Annotated in this window: 24 protein-coding genes; 10 read left to right on the top strand and 14 right to left on the bottom strand. The window is 64.2% G+C overall.

Features of this window, described 5'->3' with window-relative positions:
• Position 1 precedes the first annotated feature (1 nt).
• The 13 genes from ptsP to E6P07_RS10700 form a co-directional block, all read right to left on the bottom strand.
• Entirely contained in the window at positions 2 to 1,744 is a 1,743-nt protein-coding gene (gene ptsP, locus E6P07_RS10760; protein WP_153975604.1) for a phosphoenolpyruvate--protein phosphotransferase, read from the bottom strand.
• On the bottom strand, positions 1,741 to 2,010 hold the full coding sequence (locus E6P07_RS10755) for an HPr family phosphocarrier protein (RefSeq protein WP_153975603.1): 270 nt from the start codon (positions 2,008 to 2,010) through the stop codon (positions 1,741 to 1,743). The genes ptsP and E6P07_RS10755 overlap by 4 nt, the downstream gene beginning before the upstream one ends.
• Before the next feature lie 92 nt (positions 2,011 to 2,102).
• On the bottom strand, positions 2,103 to 2,492 hold the full coding sequence (locus E6P07_RS10750) for a PTS sugar transporter subunit IIA (protein WP_153975602.1): 390 nt from the start codon (positions 2,490 to 2,492) through the stop codon (positions 2,103 to 2,105).
• Positions 2,489 to 3,346 carry an RNase adapter RapZ gene (gene rapZ, locus E6P07_RS10745; protein ID WP_153975601.1) on the bottom strand — a complete coding sequence of 286 codons (858 nt, stop codon included), beginning with the start codon at positions 3,344 to 3,346 and terminating at the stop codon, positions 2,489 to 2,491. Before rapZ ends, E6P07_RS10750 begins: the two co-directional genes overlap by 4 nt.
• Before the next feature lie 34 nt (positions 3,347 to 3,380).
• Entirely contained in the window at positions 3,381 to 4,334 is a 954-nt protein-coding gene (hprK, locus tag E6P07_RS10740) for an HPr(Ser) kinase/phosphatase (RefSeq protein ID WP_153975600.1), read from the bottom strand.
• A gap of 24 nt (positions 4,335 to 4,358) precedes the next feature.
• Positions 4,359 to 4,808 carry a PTS sugar transporter subunit IIA gene (locus tag E6P07_RS10735; protein WP_153975599.1) on the bottom strand — a complete coding sequence of 150 codons (450 nt, stop codon included), beginning with the start codon at positions 4,806 to 4,808 and terminating at the stop codon, positions 4,359 to 4,361.
• Positions 4,809 to 5,069: 261 nt separating this feature from the next.
• Positions 5,070 to 5,390 (bottom strand): ribosome hibernation-promoting factor, HPF/YfiA family, encoded by a 321-nt coding sequence (gene hpf / locus E6P07_RS10730; RefSeq protein WP_153975598.1) that lies wholly within the window; start codon positions 5,388 to 5,390, stop codon positions 5,070 to 5,072.
• 35 nt (positions 5,391 to 5,425) lie between these two features.
• Entirely contained in the window at positions 5,426 to 6,916 is a 1,491-nt protein-coding gene (locus E6P07_RS10725) for an RNA polymerase factor sigma-54 (RefSeq protein ID WP_153975597.1), read from the bottom strand.
• Between the two features lie 78 nt (positions 6,917 to 6,994).
• Positions 6,995 to 7,720: an LPS export ABC transporter ATP-binding protein gene (lptB, locus tag E6P07_RS10720; protein ID WP_153975596.1), complete on the bottom strand. Its 726-nt coding sequence runs from the start codon at positions 7,718 to 7,720 to the stop codon at positions 6,995 to 6,997.
• On the bottom strand, positions 7,717 to 8,217 hold the full coding sequence (gene lptA / locus E6P07_RS10715; RefSeq protein ID WP_153975595.1) for a lipopolysaccharide transport periplasmic protein LptA: 501 nt from the start codon (positions 8,215 to 8,217) through the stop codon (positions 7,717 to 7,719). The genes lptB and lptA overlap by 4 nt, the downstream gene beginning before the upstream one ends.
• Before the next feature lie 8 nt (positions 8,218 to 8,225).
• The gene (gene lptC, locus E6P07_RS10710; protein WP_153975594.1) at positions 8,226 to 8,840 is read right to left on the bottom strand and encodes an LPS export ABC transporter periplasmic protein LptC; all 615 of its coding nucleotides are present in this window, start codon (positions 8,838 to 8,840) and stop codon (positions 8,226 to 8,228) included.
• Complete coding sequence (kdsC, locus tag E6P07_RS10705; RefSeq protein ID WP_153975593.1) at positions 8,837 to 9,358, bottom strand: 3-deoxy-manno-octulosonate-8-phosphatase KdsC; 522 nt, start codon at positions 9,356 to 9,358, stop codon at positions 8,837 to 8,839. The genes lptC and kdsC overlap by 4 nt, the downstream gene beginning before the upstream one ends.
• An 86-nt stretch (positions 9,359 to 9,444) precedes the next feature.
• Positions 9,445 to 10,464, bottom strand: a complete 1,020-nt coding sequence (locus tag E6P07_RS10700) for a KpsF/GutQ family sugar-phosphate isomerase (protein ID WP_153975592.1) — start codon at positions 10,462 to 10,464, stop codon at positions 9,445 to 9,447.
• 421 nt (positions 10,465 to 10,885) lie between these two features.
• Here E6P07_RS10700 and E6P07_RS10695 point away from each other — a divergent pair, with 421 nt between their 5' ends.
• The 9 genes from E6P07_RS10695 (at position 10,886) to hisC (ending at position 18,766) form a co-directional block, all read left to right on the top strand.
• A complete protein-coding gene (locus tag E6P07_RS10695; RefSeq protein ID WP_246173005.1) occupies positions 10,886 to 11,728 on the top strand; it encodes an ABC transporter ATP-binding protein in 843 nt (280 codons plus the stop codon).
• A complete protein-coding gene (gene mlaE / locus E6P07_RS10690; RefSeq protein ID WP_211363109.1) occupies positions 11,728 to 12,507 on the top strand; it encodes a lipid asymmetry maintenance ABC transporter permease subunit MlaE in 780 nt (259 codons plus the stop codon). The genes E6P07_RS10695 and mlaE overlap by 1 nt, the downstream gene beginning before the upstream one ends.
• A gap of 4 nt (positions 12,508 to 12,511) precedes the next feature.
• Complete coding sequence (gene mlaD / locus E6P07_RS10685; RefSeq protein WP_153975589.1) at positions 12,512 to 12,979, top strand: outer membrane lipid asymmetry maintenance protein MlaD; 468 nt, start codon at positions 12,512 to 12,514, stop codon at positions 12,977 to 12,979.
• Positions 12,979 to 13,602, top strand: coding sequence for an MlaC/ttg2D family ABC transporter substrate-binding protein (locus tag E6P07_RS10680; RefSeq protein ID WP_153975588.1), 624 nt, complete (start codon positions 12,979 to 12,981; stop codon positions 13,600 to 13,602). The genes mlaD and E6P07_RS10680 overlap by 1 nt, the downstream gene beginning before the upstream one ends.
• Before the next feature lie 256 nt (positions 13,603 to 13,858).
• On the top strand, positions 13,859 to 14,233 hold the full coding sequence (locus E6P07_RS10675) for an STAS domain-containing protein (RefSeq protein WP_153975587.1): 375 nt from the start codon (positions 13,859 to 13,861) through the stop codon (positions 14,231 to 14,233).
• Between the two features lie 50 nt (positions 14,234 to 14,283).
• Positions 14,284 to 15,564, top strand: coding sequence for a UDP-N-acetylglucosamine 1-carboxyvinyltransferase (gene murA / locus E6P07_RS10670; RefSeq protein ID WP_153975586.1), 1,281 nt, complete (start codon positions 14,284 to 14,286; stop codon positions 15,562 to 15,564).
• The gene (hisG, locus tag E6P07_RS10665) at positions 15,561 to 16,211 is read left to right on the top strand and encodes an ATP phosphoribosyltransferase (protein ID WP_153975585.1); all 651 of its coding nucleotides are present in this window, start codon (positions 15,561 to 15,563) and stop codon (positions 16,209 to 16,211) included. Before murA ends, hisG begins: the two co-directional genes overlap by 4 nt.
• Positions 16,212 to 16,328: 117 nt before the next feature.
• A complete protein-coding gene (gene hisD / locus E6P07_RS10660) occupies positions 16,329 to 17,636 on the top strand; it encodes a histidinol dehydrogenase (RefSeq protein WP_153975584.1) in 1,308 nt (435 codons plus the stop codon).
• Complete coding sequence (gene hisC, locus E6P07_RS10655; protein ID WP_153975583.1) at positions 17,633 to 18,766, top strand: histidinol-phosphate transaminase; 1,134 nt, start codon at positions 17,633 to 17,635, stop codon at positions 18,764 to 18,766. The genes hisD and hisC overlap by 4 nt, the downstream gene beginning before the upstream one ends.
• A 50-nt stretch (positions 18,767 to 18,816) precedes the next feature.
• Here the strand turns inward: hisC and metE are convergent, their stop codons facing one another.
• Positions 18,817 to 21,111, bottom strand: coding sequence for a 5-methyltetrahydropteroyltriglutamate--homocysteine S-methyltransferase (metE, locus tag E6P07_RS10650; RefSeq protein ID WP_153975582.1), 2,295 nt, complete (start codon positions 21,109 to 21,111; stop codon positions 18,817 to 18,819).
• 111 nt (positions 21,112 to 21,222) lie between these two features.
• Between metE and E6P07_RS10645 the strand changes: the two genes are divergently transcribed.
• On the top strand, positions 21,223 to 22,140 hold the full coding sequence (locus E6P07_RS10645; protein WP_153975581.1) for a LysR family transcriptional regulator: 918 nt from the start codon (positions 21,223 to 21,225) through the stop codon (positions 22,138 to 22,140).
• The last annotated feature ends 2 nt before the right edge of the window (positions 22,141 to 22,142 follow it).

Below are 22,142 nucleotides of genomic sequence, written 5' to 3'. Positions count from 1 at the left end.
TTCAGACCGACTCGAAGGCCGAGAGCAGATCACTGGAGTCTAACTCATCGATCTGGGCAAAGAGTCGCTCGGCGCGCCTGGCCAGGGCGCCGACATCCGAGTCGAGCAGGATCTCCTTGATGTCGAGCAGGGCGCCGGGCTGCATGCTGAACTCACGCAGCCCCATGCCGAGCAGGAGGCGCGTGAAGCGCGGATCGCCGGCCATCTCACCGCACATCCCGACCGGGACGTTGAGCGCGCGTCCGGCCTCGATGGTGAGCTGGATCAGACGCAGGATGGCCGGATGCGCCGGGTCGAAGAGATCGTTGACCGCGTCGTCCAGGCGGTCGGTGGCCAGGGTGTATTGGATCAGATCATTGGTACCGATCGAGAGAAAATCCATCCGGCGCGCAATGGCACGTGCGGTGAGCGCGGCAGACGGCACCTCGATCATGGCGCCGACCGGCATGGCATCGTCATAGGCCAGTCCATCGCGGTCGAGCTGACGCTTGAGTTCGGCGATGATGGCCAGGGCACGGTCGAGCTCGTGGACGCTGGTCACCAACGGCAGCATCAGCCGCACCGGGCCGAGCGCCGAGGCACGCAGGATGGCGCGCACCTGGGGCCGAAAGAGTTCGGGCTCCTTCAGACAGAGCCGGATGGCGCGCAGCCCCAGTGCGGGATTGCTGACGTTCGAGCCGGGGCGGGCCAGGGCCTCGCAGTGCTTGTCGACCCCAAGATCGAGTGTGCGTATGGTGAGGGGACGTCCGTCGAGCGCGGCCAACATGGCGCTATAGTCGGCCAGGTGTTCCTCTTCGTCCGGCAGGTCGCTGCGGTTCATATAGAGGAATTCGGTGCGATAGAGTCCGACACCATGCGCGCCATTGATCTTGGCTAGCTCGACGTCCTCGGCCAGCTCCAGATTGGCCTGGAGCCGGATCTCGACGCCGTCGCGCGTGCGGGTCGGGCGGCTGACGAGGGCGCGCAGGCGACCCTGACGTGCCTGGATCGCGCTGAGGCGCCGACGGTAGTCGGCGATGAGTTGCGCGTCGGCGTTGGCGATGACGGTGCCGCTGGCGCTGTCAACGATCAGCAGTTCCCCGGGGCGCAGATAGCGGCTGATGTCGTGTAGCCCCATGACCGCAGGTACGCCGAGACTGCGCGCCAGGATCGCGGTATGCGACATGGGTCCGCCGTACTCGGTCACGAAGGCCACGGCGCCGCGATGATGCAGCAGGATGGCGTCGGCGGGCATGAGGTCGCGCGCCACCACGACATGGCCGGCCAGATCCTGCTGCGCCAGATTCGGTTCGTTCGACTCGCCGCGCAGAAAGCTCTGGATCTGGCGCACGACATGCTCGATATCGTCGCGGCGTGTGCGCAAATAGGGGTCATCCATGCGATCGAAGACCGCGATTAGGATGTCGCGCTGGCGTTGCAGCGCCCATTCGGCGGTGCATAGCTGCTCGGCCACGAGATGGCGCACGCCGTCGATGAGCGCCGTGTCCTCGAGCATGAGCAGATGGGTGTCGATGAATTCGACGATTTCAATCGGTGTGTCCGGCGGGATCTGGGCATGCACCCGTTTGAGCGCGCGGCGTGCCGCCTCGACCGCCAGATCGAAGCGAGCGATCTCGTCCTGGATCTCGTCGGCGCGGATCGGCGTTTGGGTCAAGATCCTTTGTCCTTTGATGTCGATGAAGGCCGGACCCAGCGCGATCGCATTCGACGCGCCGATCCCGATACCCTGGAAGGCGAGGGTCACTCTGGTTCTCCGAAGCGGTCCAGTATGAGTTGCTCGATAGCGGCTATGGCCTCCTCTTCGTCCCTGCCTGTGATCTCGACCGTGATCCTGCTGCCCTGACTGGCAGCCAGCATCATGATCCCCATGATGCTCTTGCCGTTGACGCTTTGGCCGCAGCGCTCGAGCATGATCTCGCTCTCGAAGCGATTGGCGCATTGCACCAGCTTGGCCGAGGCCCGCGCGTGCAGCCCGAGCTTGTTGCGGATCTCGAGTTCTCGGCGAATCATCTAGTTGTGATCCTTCTGATCTTTAAGATTAGTACCCAAACTGCCTTTGGATGCGTTGGAATCGACCAGGTGGCCTGCGGATCAAGCCGGACTCAGTTGCCACGGCGCACACCGTCGCGACCGCCGCTGAGGGCCTTTTCGGCCAGATGGTCGAGATCGAGCGCGGCATAATTGAGGGTGCGCAGCAGCATGGGCAGGTTCAGACCGCTGACCACACGCACCTGGGCGCGCGAGTCGGCGAACGCACGTGCGACATTGGCCGGTGTGGCACCATAGAGATCGGTTAGCACCAGTAAGCCCTCGCCCTGGTCAAGGGTCTCGGCCAGACACCGGCAACGGTCGAGGATCTCATCGGGTGGGGTGTCGTTGACGACCTCACAGCAGGCGATCCCGTCCGGCACCCGGCCGAGGATCTCGCTGGCGATACGCAACAGATCCTCCCCGAGGGGACGATGGGTAAGGAGCAGGATACCGACGCTCACGCCAGCTCCCGATGACGGACGATGACCCTATGACCGAGTGACTTCAGGTGCTCGCCGAGCCATTCGGTCATGTAGACCGAACGATGCTGACCACCGGTGCAGCCGATGGCGATGGTCAGATAGCTGCGCCCGTCGGTCTCGAATCGGGGAACCCAGCGCTCGAAGAAGGCGAGGATATCGGCGCGCATCTCCAGCGCCTGGGGGCTGGATTCGATAAAGCGCGCCACCCTGGGATCCAGCCCGGTGAGCATCCTGAGCTCGGCCTCCCAGTGCGGATTGGGCAGACAGCGCACATCGAGCACGAAGTCGACGTCGGGCGGCACGCCATGCTTGAAGCCGAAGGACTGGAGCAGGATCGAGATCCGGGGCGACTCTCCGCTCAGCAGCCAGCCACGTACCAGGTCGCGCAGCTCATGCATATTGGTTCTGGTGGTGTCGAGCACCAGGTCGGCGTGCCGACGCACCGGCTGCAGGAATTCCTGTTCAAGCTGGATGGCCTCGCGGAGCGGGCGGTCGCCATTGGTGAGTGGATGACGACGGCGGGTCTCGCTATAGCGCTGGATCAGGATCTCCAGCGCGGTCTCCAGAAAGAGCACACGGCAGTCGATCCCGCGCTCGCGGGCGACGCGCACCAGTTCAGGAAGTTGGCGCAGTGCCGCGAGATTGCCGCGCGCGTCGATGCCGACCGCCGTCTTGCCGAAGGACTCGTCGAGCGTCTCGCGCAACCCGAACACCAGATCCTGGAGCAGGAAAAAGGGCAGATTGTCGATGCAGTAGAAGCCCATGTCCTCCAGCGTGTGGAGCGCAATGCTCTTACCGGAACCGGACAGACCGCTGAGGATGATCAGCTGCATGGGCGGGTCTCCTGTCGAGCGATTTGGCATAGGATCAGTCGCGGGCGACGGGTGGATCGGGTCGGTCCAGATGAATGGCGCGCGCCTGGCGGTCGATGAAGTCCACGCCGGCATCATAGCCGCGGATGCGCAGGATCTGATGTCTGACGGCCGCCTCCACCAGGATCGCCAGGTTGCGACCCGGGGCGACCGGCATGACGATCTTGGGGATGGCCACGCCCAGCACATTCATGGCCGATAGACTGCCGGTGAGCCTGTCGATGCACTCGAGTTCGGTTTGGGCCAGCGGCTGGAGATCGATGACGAGGTTGAGCGTCTTGTTACGTAGGACTGCGCCCTCGCCGAACATGGCGCGGATGTTGAGGATCCCTAGACCGCGTACCTCCAGGAAATCTCTAAGCGTCTCCGGACAGCTCCCCTCGATCACTTCAGGGGCGATGCGGGCGAAACGCGGTGCATCGTCGGCGATGAGCCGATGGCCGCGGGTAATGAGATCGAGCGCGAGCTCGCTCTTGCCGACGGCCGGCGCGCCGATCAGGAGCACGCCCATCCCAAGCACCTCGATGAAGACGCCGTGGATGGTCTTGCGCTCGGCCAGGGCCTGGGTGAGGAAATAGCGCAGATGGTTGATGAGTTCCTGATCGCCGAGCAGCGACCCGAGCAGGGGGGTCTGGGTTGAGCGGGCGCGCTCGCAGAAATCGGCCCCCGGTTCCAGTCCATCGCTGAAGATCACGGCGGCGGGCCGGTCGGCGAAGAGCTTGTCGAGCGCCTCGTCGTGGGCGGTGCGTCCAAGTGCCGCCAGGTAACGTTGTTCGGGGGGGCCGACGACCTGGAGTCGATTGGGGTGGATGAGGTTGAGCGAGCCGATCAGCGACTGCTCTGGGTCCACCCCGCGCAACGGACGAGGGGTCTGGGGTTCTGGGGTCAGCCAGCGCAGCTTGAGCTGGGCGCCGGTCTGGATGACGACGCTCTGGAGGCTGTCGATCATGCGAATCGGGCGGGTCGCATGGGTCTAGAAGGCGCTCAGGACGTGCAGGATCTCGGCAGGCGAGGTGGCTTCACGCAGTCGAGCGCGCACGTTCGGGTCGCTAAACAGGCTGGCTAGGTGTGCCAAAAGCCGCAGATGCTCCTCGTTGGCCAACTCGGGCACAAGCAGCGCGAAGGCCAGATCGACCGGCTCGCCATCTGCCGCGTCGTAATCGACGCCCCGGACGGTTTGCACGAAGGCACCGATCGCCTCGCCGACGTCCTTCATGCGCGCATGGGGCAGGGCGATGCCATGGCCGAGTCCGGTACTGCCCAGGCGCTCACGCTCGAGCAGATGCTCGAAGACGGTCTCGGGCTGGAGCCTGGGATGATCCCTGGCCAGGAGTTCGGCGAGGGTCTCGAGCAGACGCTTCTTGCTGGCGATCTCGAGACCGCATCCGATACGGGCTTCGTTGATCAGGTCAGGGCCGAACATGGCTCCAACTCCTGTTGACCGCCGACGCGCCCGCAGGTGGTCGGGGGTAATGGCTGATCCAACCAGGATGCTGCTGGCATTCGATGCTGGTCATAGATTGGGGTACCTCGGGCGGACGGGCGCACTTGGTGCCTGATCGCTCTGTCGTGTTCTCGATGTAAAGACACCTCAGGCGCCGGCGGCACCGGCCACCGAGGTGTGATGGGTGTTGCCTCCATCACCTCGGAAGACACGGCTTCCAAGGTACTGGAGAGGCCGATCTCATTCCGCTTCGGCCGTCTTGACGGCTCCGCCGCGGTGACTGCTCTTCTTCTCCTTGTAGCGGATGACCTGGCGATCGAGCTTGTCGACCAGGCTGTCGATGGCCGCATACATGTCCTCGTGCACAGAGTCGGCGAAGACCTTGCCGCCATTGACATGGAGTGTGGCCTCGGCCTTCTGCTCGAGCTTTTCGACGCTCAGGACGACATGGGCGTTGATGACGTGGTCGAAGTGGCGTGCCAGACGCTCGAATTTGCTGTCGACATAGGACTTCAGCGCATCGGTGACGTCGATGTGATGACCCGTCAGATTGATTTGCATCATTAAACTCCTTGATAAAGAATCAAACAGCCTGTTTAAGCCAGGCGTTTGCGCTCACTCGAGGCCGGGATACCCATAGCCTCACGGTATTTGGCGACTGTGAGGCGTGCGACGTCGATGCCCTGTCTTGCCAGTTCCTCAGCGATCTTGTTGTCGCTGAGAGGTCTGCGCGGGGATTCTCCCGCGATCAGCTTGCGGATCAGGGCGCGGATCGCCGTCGACGAGCACTCGCCGCCAGAGGTGGTATTGACGTGGGACGAGAAGAAATACTTGAGCTCGAATGTGCCTCGGGGTGTATGCATGTATTTTTGCGTGGTCACCCGTGAAATGGTCGACTCGTGCAGATTCAGGGCCTCGGCGATGTCGCGCAGCACCATGGGCCGCATCCCCACTTCGCCGTATTCGAGGAAGTCCTGCTGCATCTCCACGATCTTGGCGCCCACGCGCAGTACAGTTTCGTTGCGGCTTGCCAGGCTTTTGATGAACCAGCGCGCCTCCTGGAGGTGACTCTTGAGCGTCTGGCCATCGCTGCTCTGGTCGGCGCGGCGTACCAGGCGCGCATAGTCGGCGTTGACCCTGAGTCTGGGGGTGATGTCAGGGTTCAACTCGACCTGCCAGCGGCCATCCTTCTTACGCACAAAGATGTCGGGTACAACGTACTCCGAGGGCGTCTCTGCGAGCAAGCGGCCCGGCTTCGGGTTGAGCCGGCGGATGAGATCGAGCGCCTGGGTCAGGTCGTCCTCGGGCGCCTTGAGCAGGCGTGAGAGGGCCGTGACGTCGCCGCGCGGCAGATGTTCGAATCCGGCCTCGCACACGGCGATGGCCAGGTTGCGCCAGGGCGTTTCGGGCGACAGCTGGCGCAGCTGGATCAACAGGCACTCGCGCGGATTGCGCGCCCCGACGCCAGCTGGGTCGAGTGACTGGACGCGATGGATCTGGGTCTCGACTTCATCGGCGCCGATCGTGGGATCGGCGAGTGTGGCCACCAGTTCATCGACATCGGCGCGCAGATAGCCGTTGGCATCGATGGCGTCGACCACGGCCTGGGCGATCATGAAATCGCGCTCGCTCAAACGGCTGAGATTCAGCTGCCAGATCAAATGATCCCAGAGCGTCTGCGGACGTGAGCGGTTCGACAGTGGGTCCTGGTCTGTGTCATCCCTCATGCCGTGGGCCGTTGGCGGCAGGTAGCTGTCGAAGACGTCGGTCCATTGGGTATCGACCGGCAGCTCCTCCGGTATCTCATACGACTCGGCTTGTACCTCGCGTTCCAGGAGCCACTCGGACTCGGATGCGCTAGAACCGAAGGGATCATCTTCGAGCTGGGTCAGAGGGGAATCTTCCAGTGACTCCGCCTCGAGCGGTTCGGATTCCTCGCCTTCTTCAAGCATCAGATTGCTTTCGAGCGCCTCCTGGATCTCGCGCTGCAACTCGAGCGTTGACAGCTGCAGCAGTTTGATCGCTTGCTGCAACTGGGGCGTCATCGTGAGTTGCTGATTGAGTCGAAGCTGAAGGGATGGCTTCATCGATCGAGTTGGCGTCCGAACTGTGGTCTGTCTATTGCTGTTTAAGCCATCATGGGGTGTCCGTAATCTGAGTCTAGTCTACATGGAAAAATCGGCACCTAGATAGACATCGCGCACCCGCTGGTTGGCCAACAACTCGGCCGGTTCGCCGGCGGCGATCACGGTGCCGCTGCCGATGATGTAGCCATGGTCGCAGATGGCGAGCGTCTCGCGCACATTGTGATCGGTGATGAGTACCCCGATGGAGCGATCACGCAGATGGGTGACGATGGATTTGATGTCGCCGACGGCGATCGGATCGATACCAGCGAAGGGCTCGTCGAGCAGCATCACCCTGGGTTCAACCGCCAGGGCGCGGGCGATCTCCAGCCGGCGGCGCTCGCCACCCGAGAGGCTGAGGGCGAGCGAGTCGGCCACATGGGCGATGCCCAGGTCCTCGAGCAGACGCTCACCGCGTTCCTCGCGTTCGGCGCGCTTGAGATCGCGCCGCGTCTCGAGGATGGCCAGGATATTCTCGCGGGCAGTCAGCTTGCGAAAGACCGAGGGTTCCTGGGGTAGGTAACTCAGACCGGCGCGCGCCCGGGCGTGCATGGGCAGCCGGGTAAGGTCGCGCCCGTCGAGCAGGATGCGACCCTGGTCGGCATGGATCAGACCGACGATCAGATAAAAGCAGGTCGTCTTGCCGGCGCCGTTCGGCCCGAGCAGGCCCACGACCTTACCCGGCTCGACCTTGACACTGACATCCTGGAGCACCTGACGACTGCCGTAGCGCTTCATCAGGTGTTCGGCGCTCAGACCGCTCATGAGGCATCCGGGGTGATGGTGATCTTGACCCGACCTGCGCCGCCGGCACGGAAACGGGCCCTGGCCCGGTCGTAGAGGATGCGCTCCCCCGTGAGACGGTCCTCGCCCTGGATCAGCAGACCCTCACCGATCAGCACCAGCTCGTCCTTGTCAGCGTCGTATTCCATGCGCTTGGCAAACGCCCGGACCTCGCCCTGATCGTCGTCGAGCAATTGTTTGTAGCTGGCCGGCGTGCCGAGGGCGATGATCAGACGCGGGCGGCGGTCCTCGCGATGATAGACAGTGACATGGTCGGCGCGCAGCTGCATGCTGCCCTGTTCGACCTGGACCTGACCGACATAGATGCTGGTGTTGTCGGACTCGCGGACCTCGACCTCATCGGCCTCGATATAGATCGGCTGTTTGCTGTCGGTTTCGAGCGACCAGGCGTTTGCGCCCAGACCAAGACCGACCAGAAGGCCGAGTAGCGGCAGCCACTTGGAAAAGCTGGAGGACATGGGACGTCTCATGGTGCCGAACGGTGTTCGGGTTGGGGTGAGAGCCGGATGTGGGCACGACCTTGGAGGCTGACGCGCGAGTTGTCTTCCAGATACCAGAGCTTCATACCCTTGGCGGTGATCGAGTCGCCGTCGCTGTCGATGGTTACCGGACGATCGGTCTCGGCCAGCCCGGTCTGGCGCCAGATGACCATGGCTTCGGTCCGCAGATGGAGCGCTCGCCCTGTGGCATCCCCTTCACGATCGAGATGCACGTCCCCGATCAGATGCACCTGATCACCGCCGGCCCGCACCTGGCCCCGGCGTGCTCGGGCAAACCAGGGCGGTCCGTCGGGGCGATAGAGCACCAGGTGCGGCTCGTCGAGTTCAGAGAGATCCTCGTCGGCATAATGGCGCAGTTGCTTGGCGCTCAGACGCCGGCTCGGGCGGCCTGTGGCGTCGGTCTCCAGGGCCGAGAGCTGCTGGACGATAGCGTCCGGGCGTCGCTCGCGCGGCGGGCGCACCGCATCGTCCTCGTGCAGCGAGCGCCACTGCCACCAGGCCGCGAGTCCCAAGAGCGCGAAGCCGGCCCCAAGCAGCCATGGGCGACGCGCCCCAGACCGACGCTCGGCGAATTGGATCATGCGTAGGAGGCCAGCAAGGGGGCGAGCCGGCCTTGGGCGTCGAGGATGAGCTCGCAGACCTCGCGCGCCGCACCGCGTCCGCCGGGCGCCGTGGTGCGCCAGTGGGCCAGCTCGCGCACACGGGGATCGGCATCCGCGACCGCGATCGCCAATCCTACCCGGCGCATTACCGGCAGGTCGATGACGTCATCGCCGACATAGGCGATCTGGTCGTCGCTGAGCCCGTGACGCTGTTTGATCTGTTCGTAGGCTGGGAGTTTGTGGCGATAGCCCTGGAAGATGTCGGAGACACCGAGGCTCTCCATGCGCATCCGGACCACATTGGAGGTGCGCCCCGTGATCACGGCCAGGTGGACCCCGGACTCCTGAAGCAGGACCATGCCGTGACCGTCGCGCGCATTGAATGCCTTGTATTCCTGGCCATCGTCGCCGAGATAGAGGCTGCCGTCGGTGAGTACGCCATCGACGTCGAAGATGACCAACCGGATGCGAGAGGCGCGTTCTCGAAGCTCTGTCATGGTCGTGATGCCTGCGTCCAGGGTGGGAGGCTTGCCTTGTAGCCGCTTCGCGCGCTGGGGTCAATACGAGTTCATTGGGTCAAGGCTCAGACGACTCCAGCCCGCAGCAGGTCATGCATATTGAGTGCCCCGATCAGCCGTCCCTCGGCATCGACCACCAGCAAACCATTGATGGCACGCGACTCCATGAGCTGCACCGCCTCGACGGCCAGCGCACCCGATTGGATGGTGGTGCACTGACGGGTCATGACGGTGTCGATGGATGTGTGATGGACGTCAATGCCGCGATCGAGCGCACGGCGCAGGTCGCCGTCGGTGAAGATGCCGACCAGGGCACCCCCTTGGTCCAGGACGGCTGTCATCCCGAGCCCCTTGCGCGACATCTCTTCCAGGGCCTTGAGCAAGGGGGTGCCGAGCTCGACCCGGGGCAGGCGCTCATCCCGGTGCATGATGTCATCGACATGGAGCAGCAGCCGTCGCCCAAGCTGTCCGCCTGGGTGGGAGCGGGCGAAGTCCTCGGCAGTGAACCCTCGGCTCTCCAGGAGCGCGATGGCCAGGGCATCACCCATGGCCAGGGCCGCCGTGGTGCTGGATGTCGGTGCCAGACCGAGCGGACAGGCCTCTGTGGCGACGCTGATGTCGAGATGGATATCGGCGGCGCGCGCCAGGGTCGATTCACATCGCCCGGTCATGGCGATCAGGGGGACGCCAAGCCGTTTGAGGATGGGCAAGAGGGTCAACAGCTCCTGGGTCTCGCCCGAGTAGGAGATGGCCAGTACCACGTCGCGCGGCGTGATCATACCCAGATCGCCATGGCTGGCCTCGCCGGGATGGACGAAGAAGGCTGGGGTCCCGGTGCTGGCCAGGGTGGCGGCGATCTTGCCGCCGATGTGGCCGGACTTGCCCATGCCGAGCACCACGATCCGCCCGTCGCAGGCGAGCATCTGGGCACAGGCGCGGACGAAGACCGAGTCGATGCGTGCAGCCAGGGCGGCTACGGCCTCGGCCTCGGTCTCGATCACGGCACGTCCGAGGCGCGCGATCTGCTCGGCCTCACTCGGTGAGAGCACAGCTGGCGTCGTGCCGAGTCGTCGTCGTTCAGTCATGTCGATCGATCCGCTGTCTGGAGCAACATTCGGCGCAAACAATAACACGTCTGAGCCCTGGATCAGACGTCAGGCCCGCCACACCAGAGGCCTTAGCGCCACTCCAGCCATCGCATCCAGGTGCAGATCGGTCAGACCCTTGTGTTCGGACACTCCCGTTCGGGCCACCAATTCCGCTGGGGTCTTCTAGACTCTAAATCGCGGCTAAAGCCGCTCCTAATAAATCAATGGGTTACAAGAAAGGATTTGGCCACGAATGGAATAAATCGGCGTTTCCCTAATATTGAATCCTGGGGCGGATCCGCACCAGCTCCAGGATTGAATCGGCTTGACGCCCCATCGCCCGGAAGACGAGAATCAGCCGCTTTGAGTCGATGCACGTTTTCAAATGGCTGGTCAAGGAGTCGAGTCGGATCCTGAGATGGATGAGGCGCAACCTCTGAGGGTGGATGAGGCGCCAGGTCCGGACGTGCTCGTCGAGATCCGTGGCCTCTGTTTTCGCCGCGGCGAGCGCGTCATCTTCGAGGATCTCGATCTCGACATCCGTCGCGGTATGGTGACGGCGGTGATGGGCCCGAGCGGGACCGGCAAGACCACGCTGCTTCAGCTCATCACCGGTCAATTGCATCCAGAGGCTGGGACCATCCGGGTCGCAGGAGAGGATGTGGGCCGGCTTGGTCGGGATGGGCTCTACCGGCTGCGTCGGCGCATGGGGATGCTGTTTCAATCCGGCGCGCTCTTGACCGATCTGAGCGTCTTCGACAATGTCGCCTATCCGCTGCGCGAGCACACCAAGCTCAGCGACTCGCTGGTGCGCAAACTGGTCCTCCTCAAGCTCGAGGCCGTGGGATTGCGCGGGGCGCGCGACCTGATGCCGAACGAGCTGTCCGGGGGCATGGCGCGTCGGGTCGCCTTGGCGCGCGCGATCGCACTCGATCCCATGATGATCCTCTACGACGAGCCCTTTACCGGTCAGGATCCGATCTCGATGGGGATGCTGATGGCGCTCATCCGCCAGCTCAACGATGCCTCGGGCCTGACCAGCATCCTGGTCTCGCACGATGTGCGCGAGACGGCCCGCATCGCCGATCATCTTTATCTGATCTTCGAGGGGCGGGTCGTGGCCCAGGGCACGCCGGACGCGCTGGCGAACGATCGTTCGCCCTGGGTGCGTCAGTTCTTGGACGGTTTGCCCGATGGTCCAGTGCGCTTTCATTATCCAGCGCCCCCCCTGGCCGAGGATCTGTTCGGGGGGAGGGGCTGATGCTCGAGGCCGTGGCGCGACTCGGTCGCGGCGTGCTCGATGCCCTGGAGCGGCTCGGGCGTGCCCATCTGTTGCTCTTGGCGATCCTGCTTGGATTGGGCGAGGTGCTGCGCCGTCCGCGTCTGCTCATCGATCAGCTGTTCAACATCGGGGTTCTGTCGCTCTCGATCGTCGGGGTCTCGGGGCTGTTCGTCGGCATGGTGCTGGGATTGCAGGGGTATTATGTGCTCTCCCAATTCGGTGCCGCCGAGAGCCTGGGGGTCATGGTCGCCGCCTCGCTGGTGCGCGAGCTTGGCCCCGTGGTCACGGCCCTGCTGGTCGCCGGACGCGCCGGTTCGGCCCTCACCGCCGAGATCGGGCTCATGAAGGCGACCGAGCAGCTCGCCGCCTTGGAGATGATGGCGGTCGATCCGGTGCACCGCCTCCTGGTACCCCGCTTCCTCGGCGGGGTCCTGGCGATGCCGCTGCTGGCAGCCATCTTCAGTGCCGTCGGGGTGCTGGGCGGCTATTTCGTCGGCGTGGGTCTGCTCGGGGTCGATGAGGGGGCCTATTGGAGCCAGATGCAGGCCCGGATCGATTTTACCGCGGATCTGGCCAACGGCGTGGTCAAGAGTCTGGTTTTCGGGCTGGTCGTGACCTGGATCGCGCTCTTTCAGGGCTATGACACCATCCCGACTGCCGAGGGCGTGAGCCGCTCGACCACCCGCACCGTGGTGCACTCAGCACTGGTCGTGCTGGGATTGGACTTCGTCTTGACGGCGCTGATGTTTGGAGACTGAGACGATGGCGAAACGACGCAACATCGAGCTGATGGTCGGGGCCTTCGTGGCCCTGGGCCTGGTTGCGCTCTTCTTCTTGGCGATGCGGGTGAGCAATCTCAGCCTGAGTGCCTCTGGTGAAGGCTATCTGCTCCAGGCGCGCTTTGCCAATGTCGGCAGCCTCAGGGTGCGCGCCCCAGTGACCATGGCCGGGGTGCGGATCGGGCGTGTCGAATCGATCCGCTTCGACAAGCACACTTACGAGGCCGTGGTGTCGATGCGGATCGATCCGGCGGTCGATTCAATCCCGGACGACACCTTCGCCAATATCTTCACCGCGGGATTGCTCGGCGAGCAGTACATCGGGCTGGAGCCGGGCGGAAGTCCCGAGGTCCTGCGGGATGGCGACGAGATCGTCAATACCCAGTCGGCCCTGGTGCTCGAACAGATGATCGGACAGTTCCTTTTCAAAAAAGCAGGTGAGAGCGGTTGATGTTTCTAAAACGACGTCATTTCCTATCCCTTGTGTTAGTCCCGGTATTGCTGGTTTCGAGCGGGTCACTCCTGGCTGAGGACGACGAGGCGACTGCGCTGGTCCGGCGTACCGCCGAGCGCATGCTTGGCACGCTTGAGGCGCGCCGTGCCGAGATCGAGCACAACCCGGCGCTGATCTATGGGCTGGTCGAGACCATCGTCCTGCCGCACTTCGACTTCGAGCGCATCACCCAGGGTGCGGTGGGTCAATACTGGCGTCAGGCCACCCCGGACCAACAGCGCCAACTGGTCGATGGCTTCAAACAGGTGCTGATCCGAACCTATGCGCGCTCGCTCCTGAGCTATTCGGGCCAGGAGATCCGCTATCTGCCGTCCAAGCCGGGCAACCGCCCCACGATGGTGACTGTCGCGACCGAGGTGCGCGAGCCCGGGGCAGCGCCCATCCCGGTCGAGTACCGGATGTACAACGGTGGAAGCGGCTGGAAGGTCTATGACGTGGTCATCAACAATGCCAGTCTGGTCGGCAACTATCGCAGCAGTTTCGCCGCCGAGATCCGTCAGAACGGCATCGACGGACTCATCGCTCGGCTCAGCACGCTGAACCAGCGGGGCGAGGAGTAAACAACCCTCGACTGAAGTCGAAGGCTTTATTGTAAGACGCAGCAAACATGGTTGACCGCATCCCCAACATTGGGCGTGTTTACAGCCGCCCTTGGCAGCGGGGCTCCACTGCCAATCCGGGCCAGGTTTCGACTGGCGTTGCAGTCGGCGTGCGCCCGGAGACCACACTTGCGGTGCATTATACACCACATGGCGCACTTCGCGCGCCCGCCATTCCTCCCGCGACTCAAGTCGCGGGTTTCCTTGCGGAGGGTCTATGAATCCGTCGGCAACACTGACCCCTCTGGAGGCAGGCACCCTCTTAATATCCGGCGTGCTCGACTTCGCCGCCGTGGCTCGGCTCGCCAGCGAGGGGAGGGCATGGTTGCGCGCTGCAGTCGCAGAGGGTCGGACGTCAGTGGTGGTTGATCTATCCGGGGTCGAACGCGCCAATAGTGCCGGGCTCGCGTTGCTGCTGGAGTGGCTGGAGGTGGCCCACGCCGGCGGCCTGAGTCTGAGCTATGTCCATCTACCCGAGTCGCTGCAACGACTCGCGGCTGTCTCGAACCTGGATGCCGTGCTGCCGGTTGCCAGTTTCAAGCCACCAGCCGCCGGCCTTCAGCCACTGGTCAATCCGGACACTGAACGCTAGTGTCCGGAAACCGGGCGCTGCCTCATAGTCTTTAAACTCCATCGTTTCACATGGACAAACTCCTCATCACCGGCGGCATCCCCTTGCAGGGCGAGGTATGCGCCTCAGGCGCCAAGAATGCGGCGCTCCCGATCCTGGCCGCCACCCTGCTGGCCGAGGGGCCAGTGACCCTCACCAATGTGCCGCGTCTGCGCGACATCCAGACCATGCTCGATCTGCTGCGACGTTTGGGCGCACGCCTGACCCAGGATGGGGCCGACCGTCTCCACAGCGAGCCCGCCGAGTTGACCAGCTTCATCGCGCCCTATGATCTGGTCAAGACCATGCGCGCCTCGATCCTGGTGCTCGGACCACTGGTCGCGCGTTATGGCCAGGCCGATGTCTCGCTTCCGGGCGGCTGTGCCATCGGGGCGCGCCCAGTCAATCTGCACCTCGAGGGGCTGCGTGCCCTGGGCGCCGAGATCGGGGTCGAGGGCGGTTATATCCAGGCGCGCGCCCGCCGGTTGCGCGGGACACGGATCGTCATGGAGCTGGTCTCGGTCACCGCGACGGAGAACCTGATGATGGCCGCCGCCCTGGCCTCCGGCGAGACCCTGATCGAAAACGCCGCGCGCGAGCCCGAGGTCGTGGATCTGGCCGAGTTCCTCAACACCCTGGGTGCGCGGATCGAGGGCGCGGGGACGGATCTCATCCGCATCCAGGGCGTGACGCAGCTTGGCGGCGGCGAGCATCGGATCATGCCTGACCGCATCGAGACCGGCACCTTCCTGGTCGGCGCGGCCATGACCGGGGGGCGGGTCCGGGTCCGGGATACCAGGCCCGACTGTCTCGATGCCGTGCTCCACAAGCTGCGCGAGTCTGGGGCCGAGGTGACCACGGGTGCCGACTGGATCGAGCTCGACATGGGCAGGCGGCGTCCGCGCGCGGTCGATATCCATACCGCGCCCTATCCGGCCTTTCCGACCGACATGCAGGCCCAGTTCTGCGCACTCAACGCCATCGCCGAGGGCGTGGGCACTGTGGCCGAGACCATCTTCGAGAACCGCTTCATGCATGTCCCCGAGCTCCAGCGCATGGGGGCCGACATCCGCATCGACGGACATGTCGCCGTCTGTCATGGGGTGGATCGTCTCACGGCAGCCCCCGTGATGGCCACGGATCTCCGCGCCTCGGCTGGATTGGTGCTGGCCGGGCTGGTCGCACACGGCCAGACCCTGGTGGATCGTGTCTATCACCTGGATCGCGGCTATGAGACCATGGAGGTCAAGCTCTCGACCCTGGGCGCCGATATCCGGCGCATCACCAGGGCTGACCGGACCCCATCCCCATGAATCTCAACGTGCCATTGACCATCGCGCTCTCCAAGGGCCGCATCTTCGATCAGGCGCTGCCGCTCCTGGCCCATGCCGGGATCGAGCCGCGCGATGATCCGGAGACCAGCCGCAAGCTGATCCTGGAGACCTCGAACCCGCGCGTGAAATTCGTCATCATCCGCGCGAGCGATGTCCCCACCTATGTCGAATATGGGGCCGCCGATCTGGGCGTGGCCGGCAAGGACGTGCTCTTGGAACATGGAGGGGATGGGCTCTATGAACCCTTGGACCTGGGGATCGCTCGCTGTCGTTTGATGGTCGCAGGTCGCCCCGGGATGCCCGAACCCGGTACGCGCCGACTGCGCGTCGCCACCAAGTATGTCCGCTCGGCCGAGCGCCATTTCGCCGCCAAGGGCCAGCAGGTCGAGATCATCAAGCTTTATGGCTCGATGGAGCTGGCGCCCCTGGTCGGGCTGGCCGATCTCATCGTCGATCTGGTCGAGAGCGGCAACACACTCAAGGCCAATGGACTAGTGCCCTTGGAGCACATCGCCGACATCAGCTCCCGTCTGGTGGTCAACAAGGCCGCGTGGAAGATGAAGCACGAGGCCGTGACGGCCCTCCTGGAGGCGTTGCGCGCAGCCGTGTCCGAACGCGGGGCCTGATCCAGATGACCAAGCGATTTCTGCGCAATCCATTGATCTATCGTTGGATGCGGTGAGCTGGCAAACCGCATCATTCGTGTCCCAAGCGTTCTTGACCGAGTTTAGGAGCATACCGCCGTGACTGACATCCAACGTCTCTCCACTTCGGACGCAGATTTCGCCACCCGTCTCGCTGGACTGCTGGCCTGGGAGTCGGTCGCCGATGAGCGGGTCCAGCAGGTCGTCGCCGAGATCATCCGCGCGGTGCGCGCGCGGGGTGATGCCGCACTCATAGACTATACCGTGCGCCTCGATCGCTGGACGCCGGCGACACCGTCCGACCTGGAACTGCCGCGCGTGCGTCTTAAGCAGGCCTGGAGCGCCATCCCTGCCGAGCAGCGCGCCGCGCTCGAAGCCGCCGCCGAGCGCGTCCGCGCCTATGCCGAGCATCAGCGCCTCGAGAGTTGGAGTTACCGCGACCCGGATGGCACCCTGCTCGGTCAGCAGGTCACGCCGCTGGATCGCGTCGGACTCTATGTCCCTGGCGGCAAGGCGGCCTATCCGTCTTCGGTGCTGATGAACGCCATCCCGGCCAAGGTCGCGGGCGTCTCTGAGCTCATCATGGTGGTGCCCACACCGGATGGCGAATTGAACGAGCTGGTGCTGGCGGCGGCGCATGTCGCGGGTGTCGATTGCGCCTTTGCCATCGGTGGGGCCCAGGCGGTGGCCGCGCTTGCCTATGGCACCGAGACCGTCCCTGCCGTCGACAAGATCGTGGGACCAGGCAACATCTATGTCGCTGCCGCCAAGCGTGCCGTCTTCGGTCAGGTCGGGATCGATATGGTCGCCGGACCGTCCGAGATCCTGGTGATCTGCGACGGGGACACGCCGCCGGACTGGATTGCCATGGATCTGTTCTCCCAGGCCGAGCACGACGAGGATGCGCAGTCGATCCTCGTGAGCTGGGACGCCGGGTTCCTTGATCGGGTGGCGACGAGCATCGACACGCTGCTGCCGACCCTGGAGCGTGCGCCCATCATCGAGGCGGCCTTGCGCGCACGTGGGGCGCTGATCCTGGTGCGCGACCTGGACGAGGCCATCGCGGTCGCCAACCAGATCGCGCCTGAGCACCTGGAGCTCTCGGTCGCCGATCCTGAGTCGATCGTCGGACGCATCCGGCACGCCGGTGCCATCTTCATGGGGCGCTATACCGCCGAGGCGCTGGGTGACTATTGCGCCGGACCCAATCACGTCTTGCCGACCGCGCGCACGGCACGCTTCTCTTCGCCGCTCGGGGTCTATGACTTCCAGAAGCGCTCCAGCCTGATCATGGCCTCGTTTGCGGGCGCCGCGCGACTGGCGCAGACTACCGCCCTATTGGCCCGGGGCGAGGGGCTCACGGCGCACGCGCGCTCGGCCGAGTATCGCGGAGGCTTCGGGGCATGAATGCACGCATCGAGTCCCTGGTTCGCCCCGAGATCCGCGCGCTCAGGGCCTATCAGGTCCCCGAGTCGGCCGGGCTGATCAAGCTGGATGCCATGGAGAACCCTTACACCTGGCCGGAGGCGCTCCAGTCCGAGTGGCTGGAGACGTTGCGCGGGCTGGAACTCAACCGCTATCCCGATCCAAAGGGACTCGTGCTCCAAGCAGCCTTGCGCGAGGCGATGGCGATCCCGGACGAGATGGGGGTCTTGCTCGGCAACGGCTCCGATGAGCTGATCCAGATGCTCGCGCTCACGCTCGCTCAGCCGGGTGCCAAGGTCCTCTCGGTCGACCCGGGCTTCGTCATGTATCGGATGATCGGGCTCTTCGCCGGGATGGACTATGTCGGGGTGCCGCTCCAGTCCGAGGACTTTTCGCTCGACCTGCAGGCAGTGCTCGCAGCCATCGAACGCGAGCGCCCTGCGCTCATCTATCTGGCCTATCCCAACAACCCGACCGGCAACAGGTTCGACGCCGACGACATGGTACGGATCATCGAGTCAGCATCCGGTCTGGTGGTCGTCGATGAGGCCTATGCACCCTTCACCGACGCCAGTTTCCTGGGTCTGGTCGGCGACTGGAACAACCTCGTGGTCATGCGTACCCTCTCCAAGATGGGGTTGGCCGGGCTGCGGCTTGGCTATCTGGTCGGGCCGCCCGCGTGGCTGGCCGAGATCGACAAGGTCCGCCTGCCTTATAACATCAATGTGCTCACCCAGGTCTCGGCGGCCTTTGCCCTCAGACACAAGGCGGTGTTCGATGCCCAGGCGCGTGCCATCCGTGCCGAACGCAGCCGGCTTCTGGAGGCGCTCGACTCGATCCCCGGGCTGCATCCCTATCCGAGTGAGGCCAATTTCATCCTCACCCGGGTCCCTGCGGGGCGCGCCGGGGCGATCTTCGCCGGACTCAAGCAGGCCGGGATCCTGGTCAAGAATCTCGATGGCACGCATCCGCTGTTGGCCGACTGCCTGCGTTTTACGGTCGGCACGCCCGATGAGAATGCCGCTCTGGTACGGGCCTTGGGGGGCACGCCTGCCAGAGACGGGCCTGGGCTCGGGGCAGGAAACAAAAGTGCGCACTTTGGCGCACTTTAGTGTGAGAGCAGCAAGGTTCGATGGGGTCGCTTAAAGCCCCCCTCAGGCGATCAGCCCAGTCCGGCGCGCAGCGTCTTGGCCGCCGCAACCATGTTGGTGAGTGCCGGAATGACCTCGTTCCACTGCCGGGTCTTGAGTCCGCAGTCCGGATTCACCCACAGCCGCTCGGGTGGGATGCGTTCAGCGGCCTTGCGGATGAGTTCGACCATCTGCGCCTCGCTCGGTATATTAGGCGAGTGGACGTCATAGACGCCTGGACCGATCGCATTCGGATACTGGAAGTGCTCAAAGGCCGCGAGTAGTTCCATATCCGAGCGTGAGGTCTCGATGGTGATGACATCGGCATCCAGGTCGGCGATCGACGCCATGATGTCGTTGAACTCCGAATAGCACATATGGGTGTGGATCTGGGTCTCGTCCGACACCCCATTGGCGGCGATCCGGAAGCATTCGATCGCCCAGTCGAGATACCCTTTCCACTGCGAGCGCCGAAGCGGCAGGCCCTCGCGCAGCGCCGGTTCGTCGATCTGGATCACGCGCACCCCGGCGCGCTCCAGATCCAACACCTCTTCGCGGATCGCCAGCGCCAATTGCCGGCAGGACACCGAACGCGGCTGGTCGTCGCGCACAAAGGACCAGTTGAGCATCGTCACCGGGCCGGTCAGCATGCCCTTCATGGGCCTCTCGGTCAGCGACTGGGCGTAGGTGATCCAGTCTACCGTCATGGGCTTGGGACGATGGACGTCACCGAACAGGATCGGCGGCTTGACGCAGCGCGAACCATAGGACTGCACCCAGCCAAACTCGGTGAAGGTGAAGCCCGTGAGCTGTTCGCCGAAGTACTCGACCATGTCGTTGCGCTCGGCCTCACCGTGCACCAGGACATCCAGCCCCAGCCTCTCCTGCTCGCGCACGCAGCGGGCGATCTCGCCACGCATGAACCCGACATAGCCTGCCTCATCGATCGCCCCAGACCTAAATTGCTGGCGGGCTCGACGGATCTCAGGCGTCTGGGGGAAGGAGCCGATGGTGGTGGTCGGGAACCTGGGCAGCCTGAGCCGCTCGGCCTGCTTGAGGGCGCGCTCGGCGTAGGGACTCTGACGTTGGCCCATCTGCGCATCGATCCGGCTGAGCGCCGCCTTGATCGCGGGGTCGTTGACGCGCGCTGATTGGCGTCGTGAATCGATGGCCGCGCGATTGGCGTCCAGCTCGGCCCGGACGCTCTCACGACCCTGATTCAGCGCCCTGGCCAACACCTGCAGCTCATCGAGCTTCTGCCGGGCGAAGGCCAGCCAGGGCCGGACCTCAGGGTCGAGCCTCTGCTCGCTGTCCAGATCCACAGGCACATGCAGCAGCGAACAGGAGGGCGCGATCCACAGCCGCTCGCCGAGCTGGTCCCGGACCGGCTCCAGCCAGTCGAGCACGGCGTTCAGATCCGTCTTCCATACATTGCGTCCGTCGATCACGCCGAGCGATAGGATCTTGGTCGAGGGCAGCAGATTCAGCAGCGGTGCCAGGTCGTTTCGCCCCCTGACCATGTCGAGGTGCAGTCCAGCCACCGGCAGATGGGCCGCCAGATAGCCTTGATCTTGGAGGTCGCCGAAATAGGTCGTAAGCAGCAGCTTGACCGGGGCGGTCTTGAAGGCGTGATAGGCGATCTCGAAGGCGTGACGCCAGCGTTCGTCCAGCTCGGTGACCAGGATCGGCTCGTCGATCTGCACCCATTGGACACCCTGCGCGGCCAACTGATTCAGCAACTCAGAATAGACCGGCAGCAGACGATCGAGCAGTGCGAGCCGGTCAGAGCCGTCCTTGCTCTTGCCCAGGGCCAGATAGGTGACGGGACCGATGATGACCGGTTTGGCATTGAGACCCTGGCTCCTGGCCTCGGCCAGTTGTTCGAGCAGACGCGAGGCATCGAGCGCGAAATCGGTGGCCGCCGTGAACTCCGGCACGATGTAGTGATAGTTGGTATCGAACCACTTGGTCATCTCGCCGGCGGCGACGCCGCTGGTACAACCGGCCTGTGCGTCGGCCGCCGGCGCCGAGCGCCCGCGCGCCACGCGGAAATAGGTGTCGAGGACATCATCTTTGACGCCGCGCACGCGCTCGGGGAGATGGCCCAGTGTGAAGCTCATGTCGAGCACCTGATCATAGAAGGCAAAATCGCCCACCGGGATCAGATCCAGACCCGCTTGGTCTTGCCAATGGCGCGCGCGCAGCTCGGCGCCGACCGCCCTGAGTGCGTCGCGTGAGGACTCACCCTTCCAGTAGGATTCCAGGGCAAATTTCAGTTCGCGCTTGGCCCCGATGCGCGGAAAGCCGAGGTTGTGTGTGATGACCATGTCGATTGCTCTGACGGATGAAGGATGGCGCCATTCTCGTCAGCGTGAATCATGAATGGAAATGGTATGATTTCATCCGATCATGTATAGCATTCATATAAGACCCCTGCGATGGCCCAACTGGAACGCACCCATCTGGCGATCGTCCGTGCCGTCGATCAGCACGGTTCGCTGACCGCCGCCGCCGAGCAATTGCACCTCACCCAATCGGCCTTGAGCCATGCGATCCGCAAGCTGGAGGATCAGCTCGGGGTAGCGATCTGGATCCGGGAGGGGCGCCGTCTGCGTCCGACGCAGGCCGGTGCCTATCTGCTGGCGGTGGCCAGGCGTCTGCTGCCGCAATTCACCCAGGCCGAAGAGCGCCTGCGGCAGTTCGCCCAGGGTGAGCGCGGCACCCTGCGCATCGGTATCGAGTGCCATCCCTGCCATCAATGGCTGTTGAGGGTGGTCTCACCCTATCTGGCCGCCTGGCCGGACGTGGATGTGGATGTCCGGCAGGAGTTTCAGTTCGGCGGGATCGGCGCACTCTTCGCGCACGAGATCGATCTGCTGGTGACGCCCGATCCGCTCTATACCCACGGCCTAAAGTTCGAGCCGGTGTTCGACTATGAGCAGGTGCTGGTGGTCGGACCAGGGCATCCGCTGCGTGGTCTGCCCTACATCGAACCGGAACACCTGGCCGAGGAGACACTGATCACCTATCCGGTCGCCCTCGACCGGCTCGACATCTATACCCGCTTCCTGTTGCCGGCCGGCATCCGGCCCAGGCGTCACAAACCGATCGAGACGACCGAGATCCTGCTGCTGATGGTCGCCAGCGGTCGTGGTGTCGCGGCCCTGCCCCGCTGGCTGGTGGACGAACAGGCCGGAACGCTCGATCTGGCCGCGATACGGCTCGGAGCCCAGGGGATCGCCAAACAGATCTTCGTCGGCATCCGTGAGCGCGAGTCCGACATCGAGTATCTGCGCGCCTTCGTGGCGCTCGCCCGTGATCAGGGCGGCGGGCTGGGATCGAGCGTCAGTGGGTAGTC

This window comes from Thermochromatium tepidum ATCC 43061 (assembly GCF_009664085.1).
Taxonomy (GTDB): Bacteria; Pseudomonadota; Gammaproteobacteria; order Chromatiales; family Chromatiaceae; genus Thermochromatium; species Thermochromatium tepidum.
The sequence above is the reverse complement of the archived record's forward strand: the minus strand, read 5'-3'. Positions and strand labels throughout refer to the sequence as shown.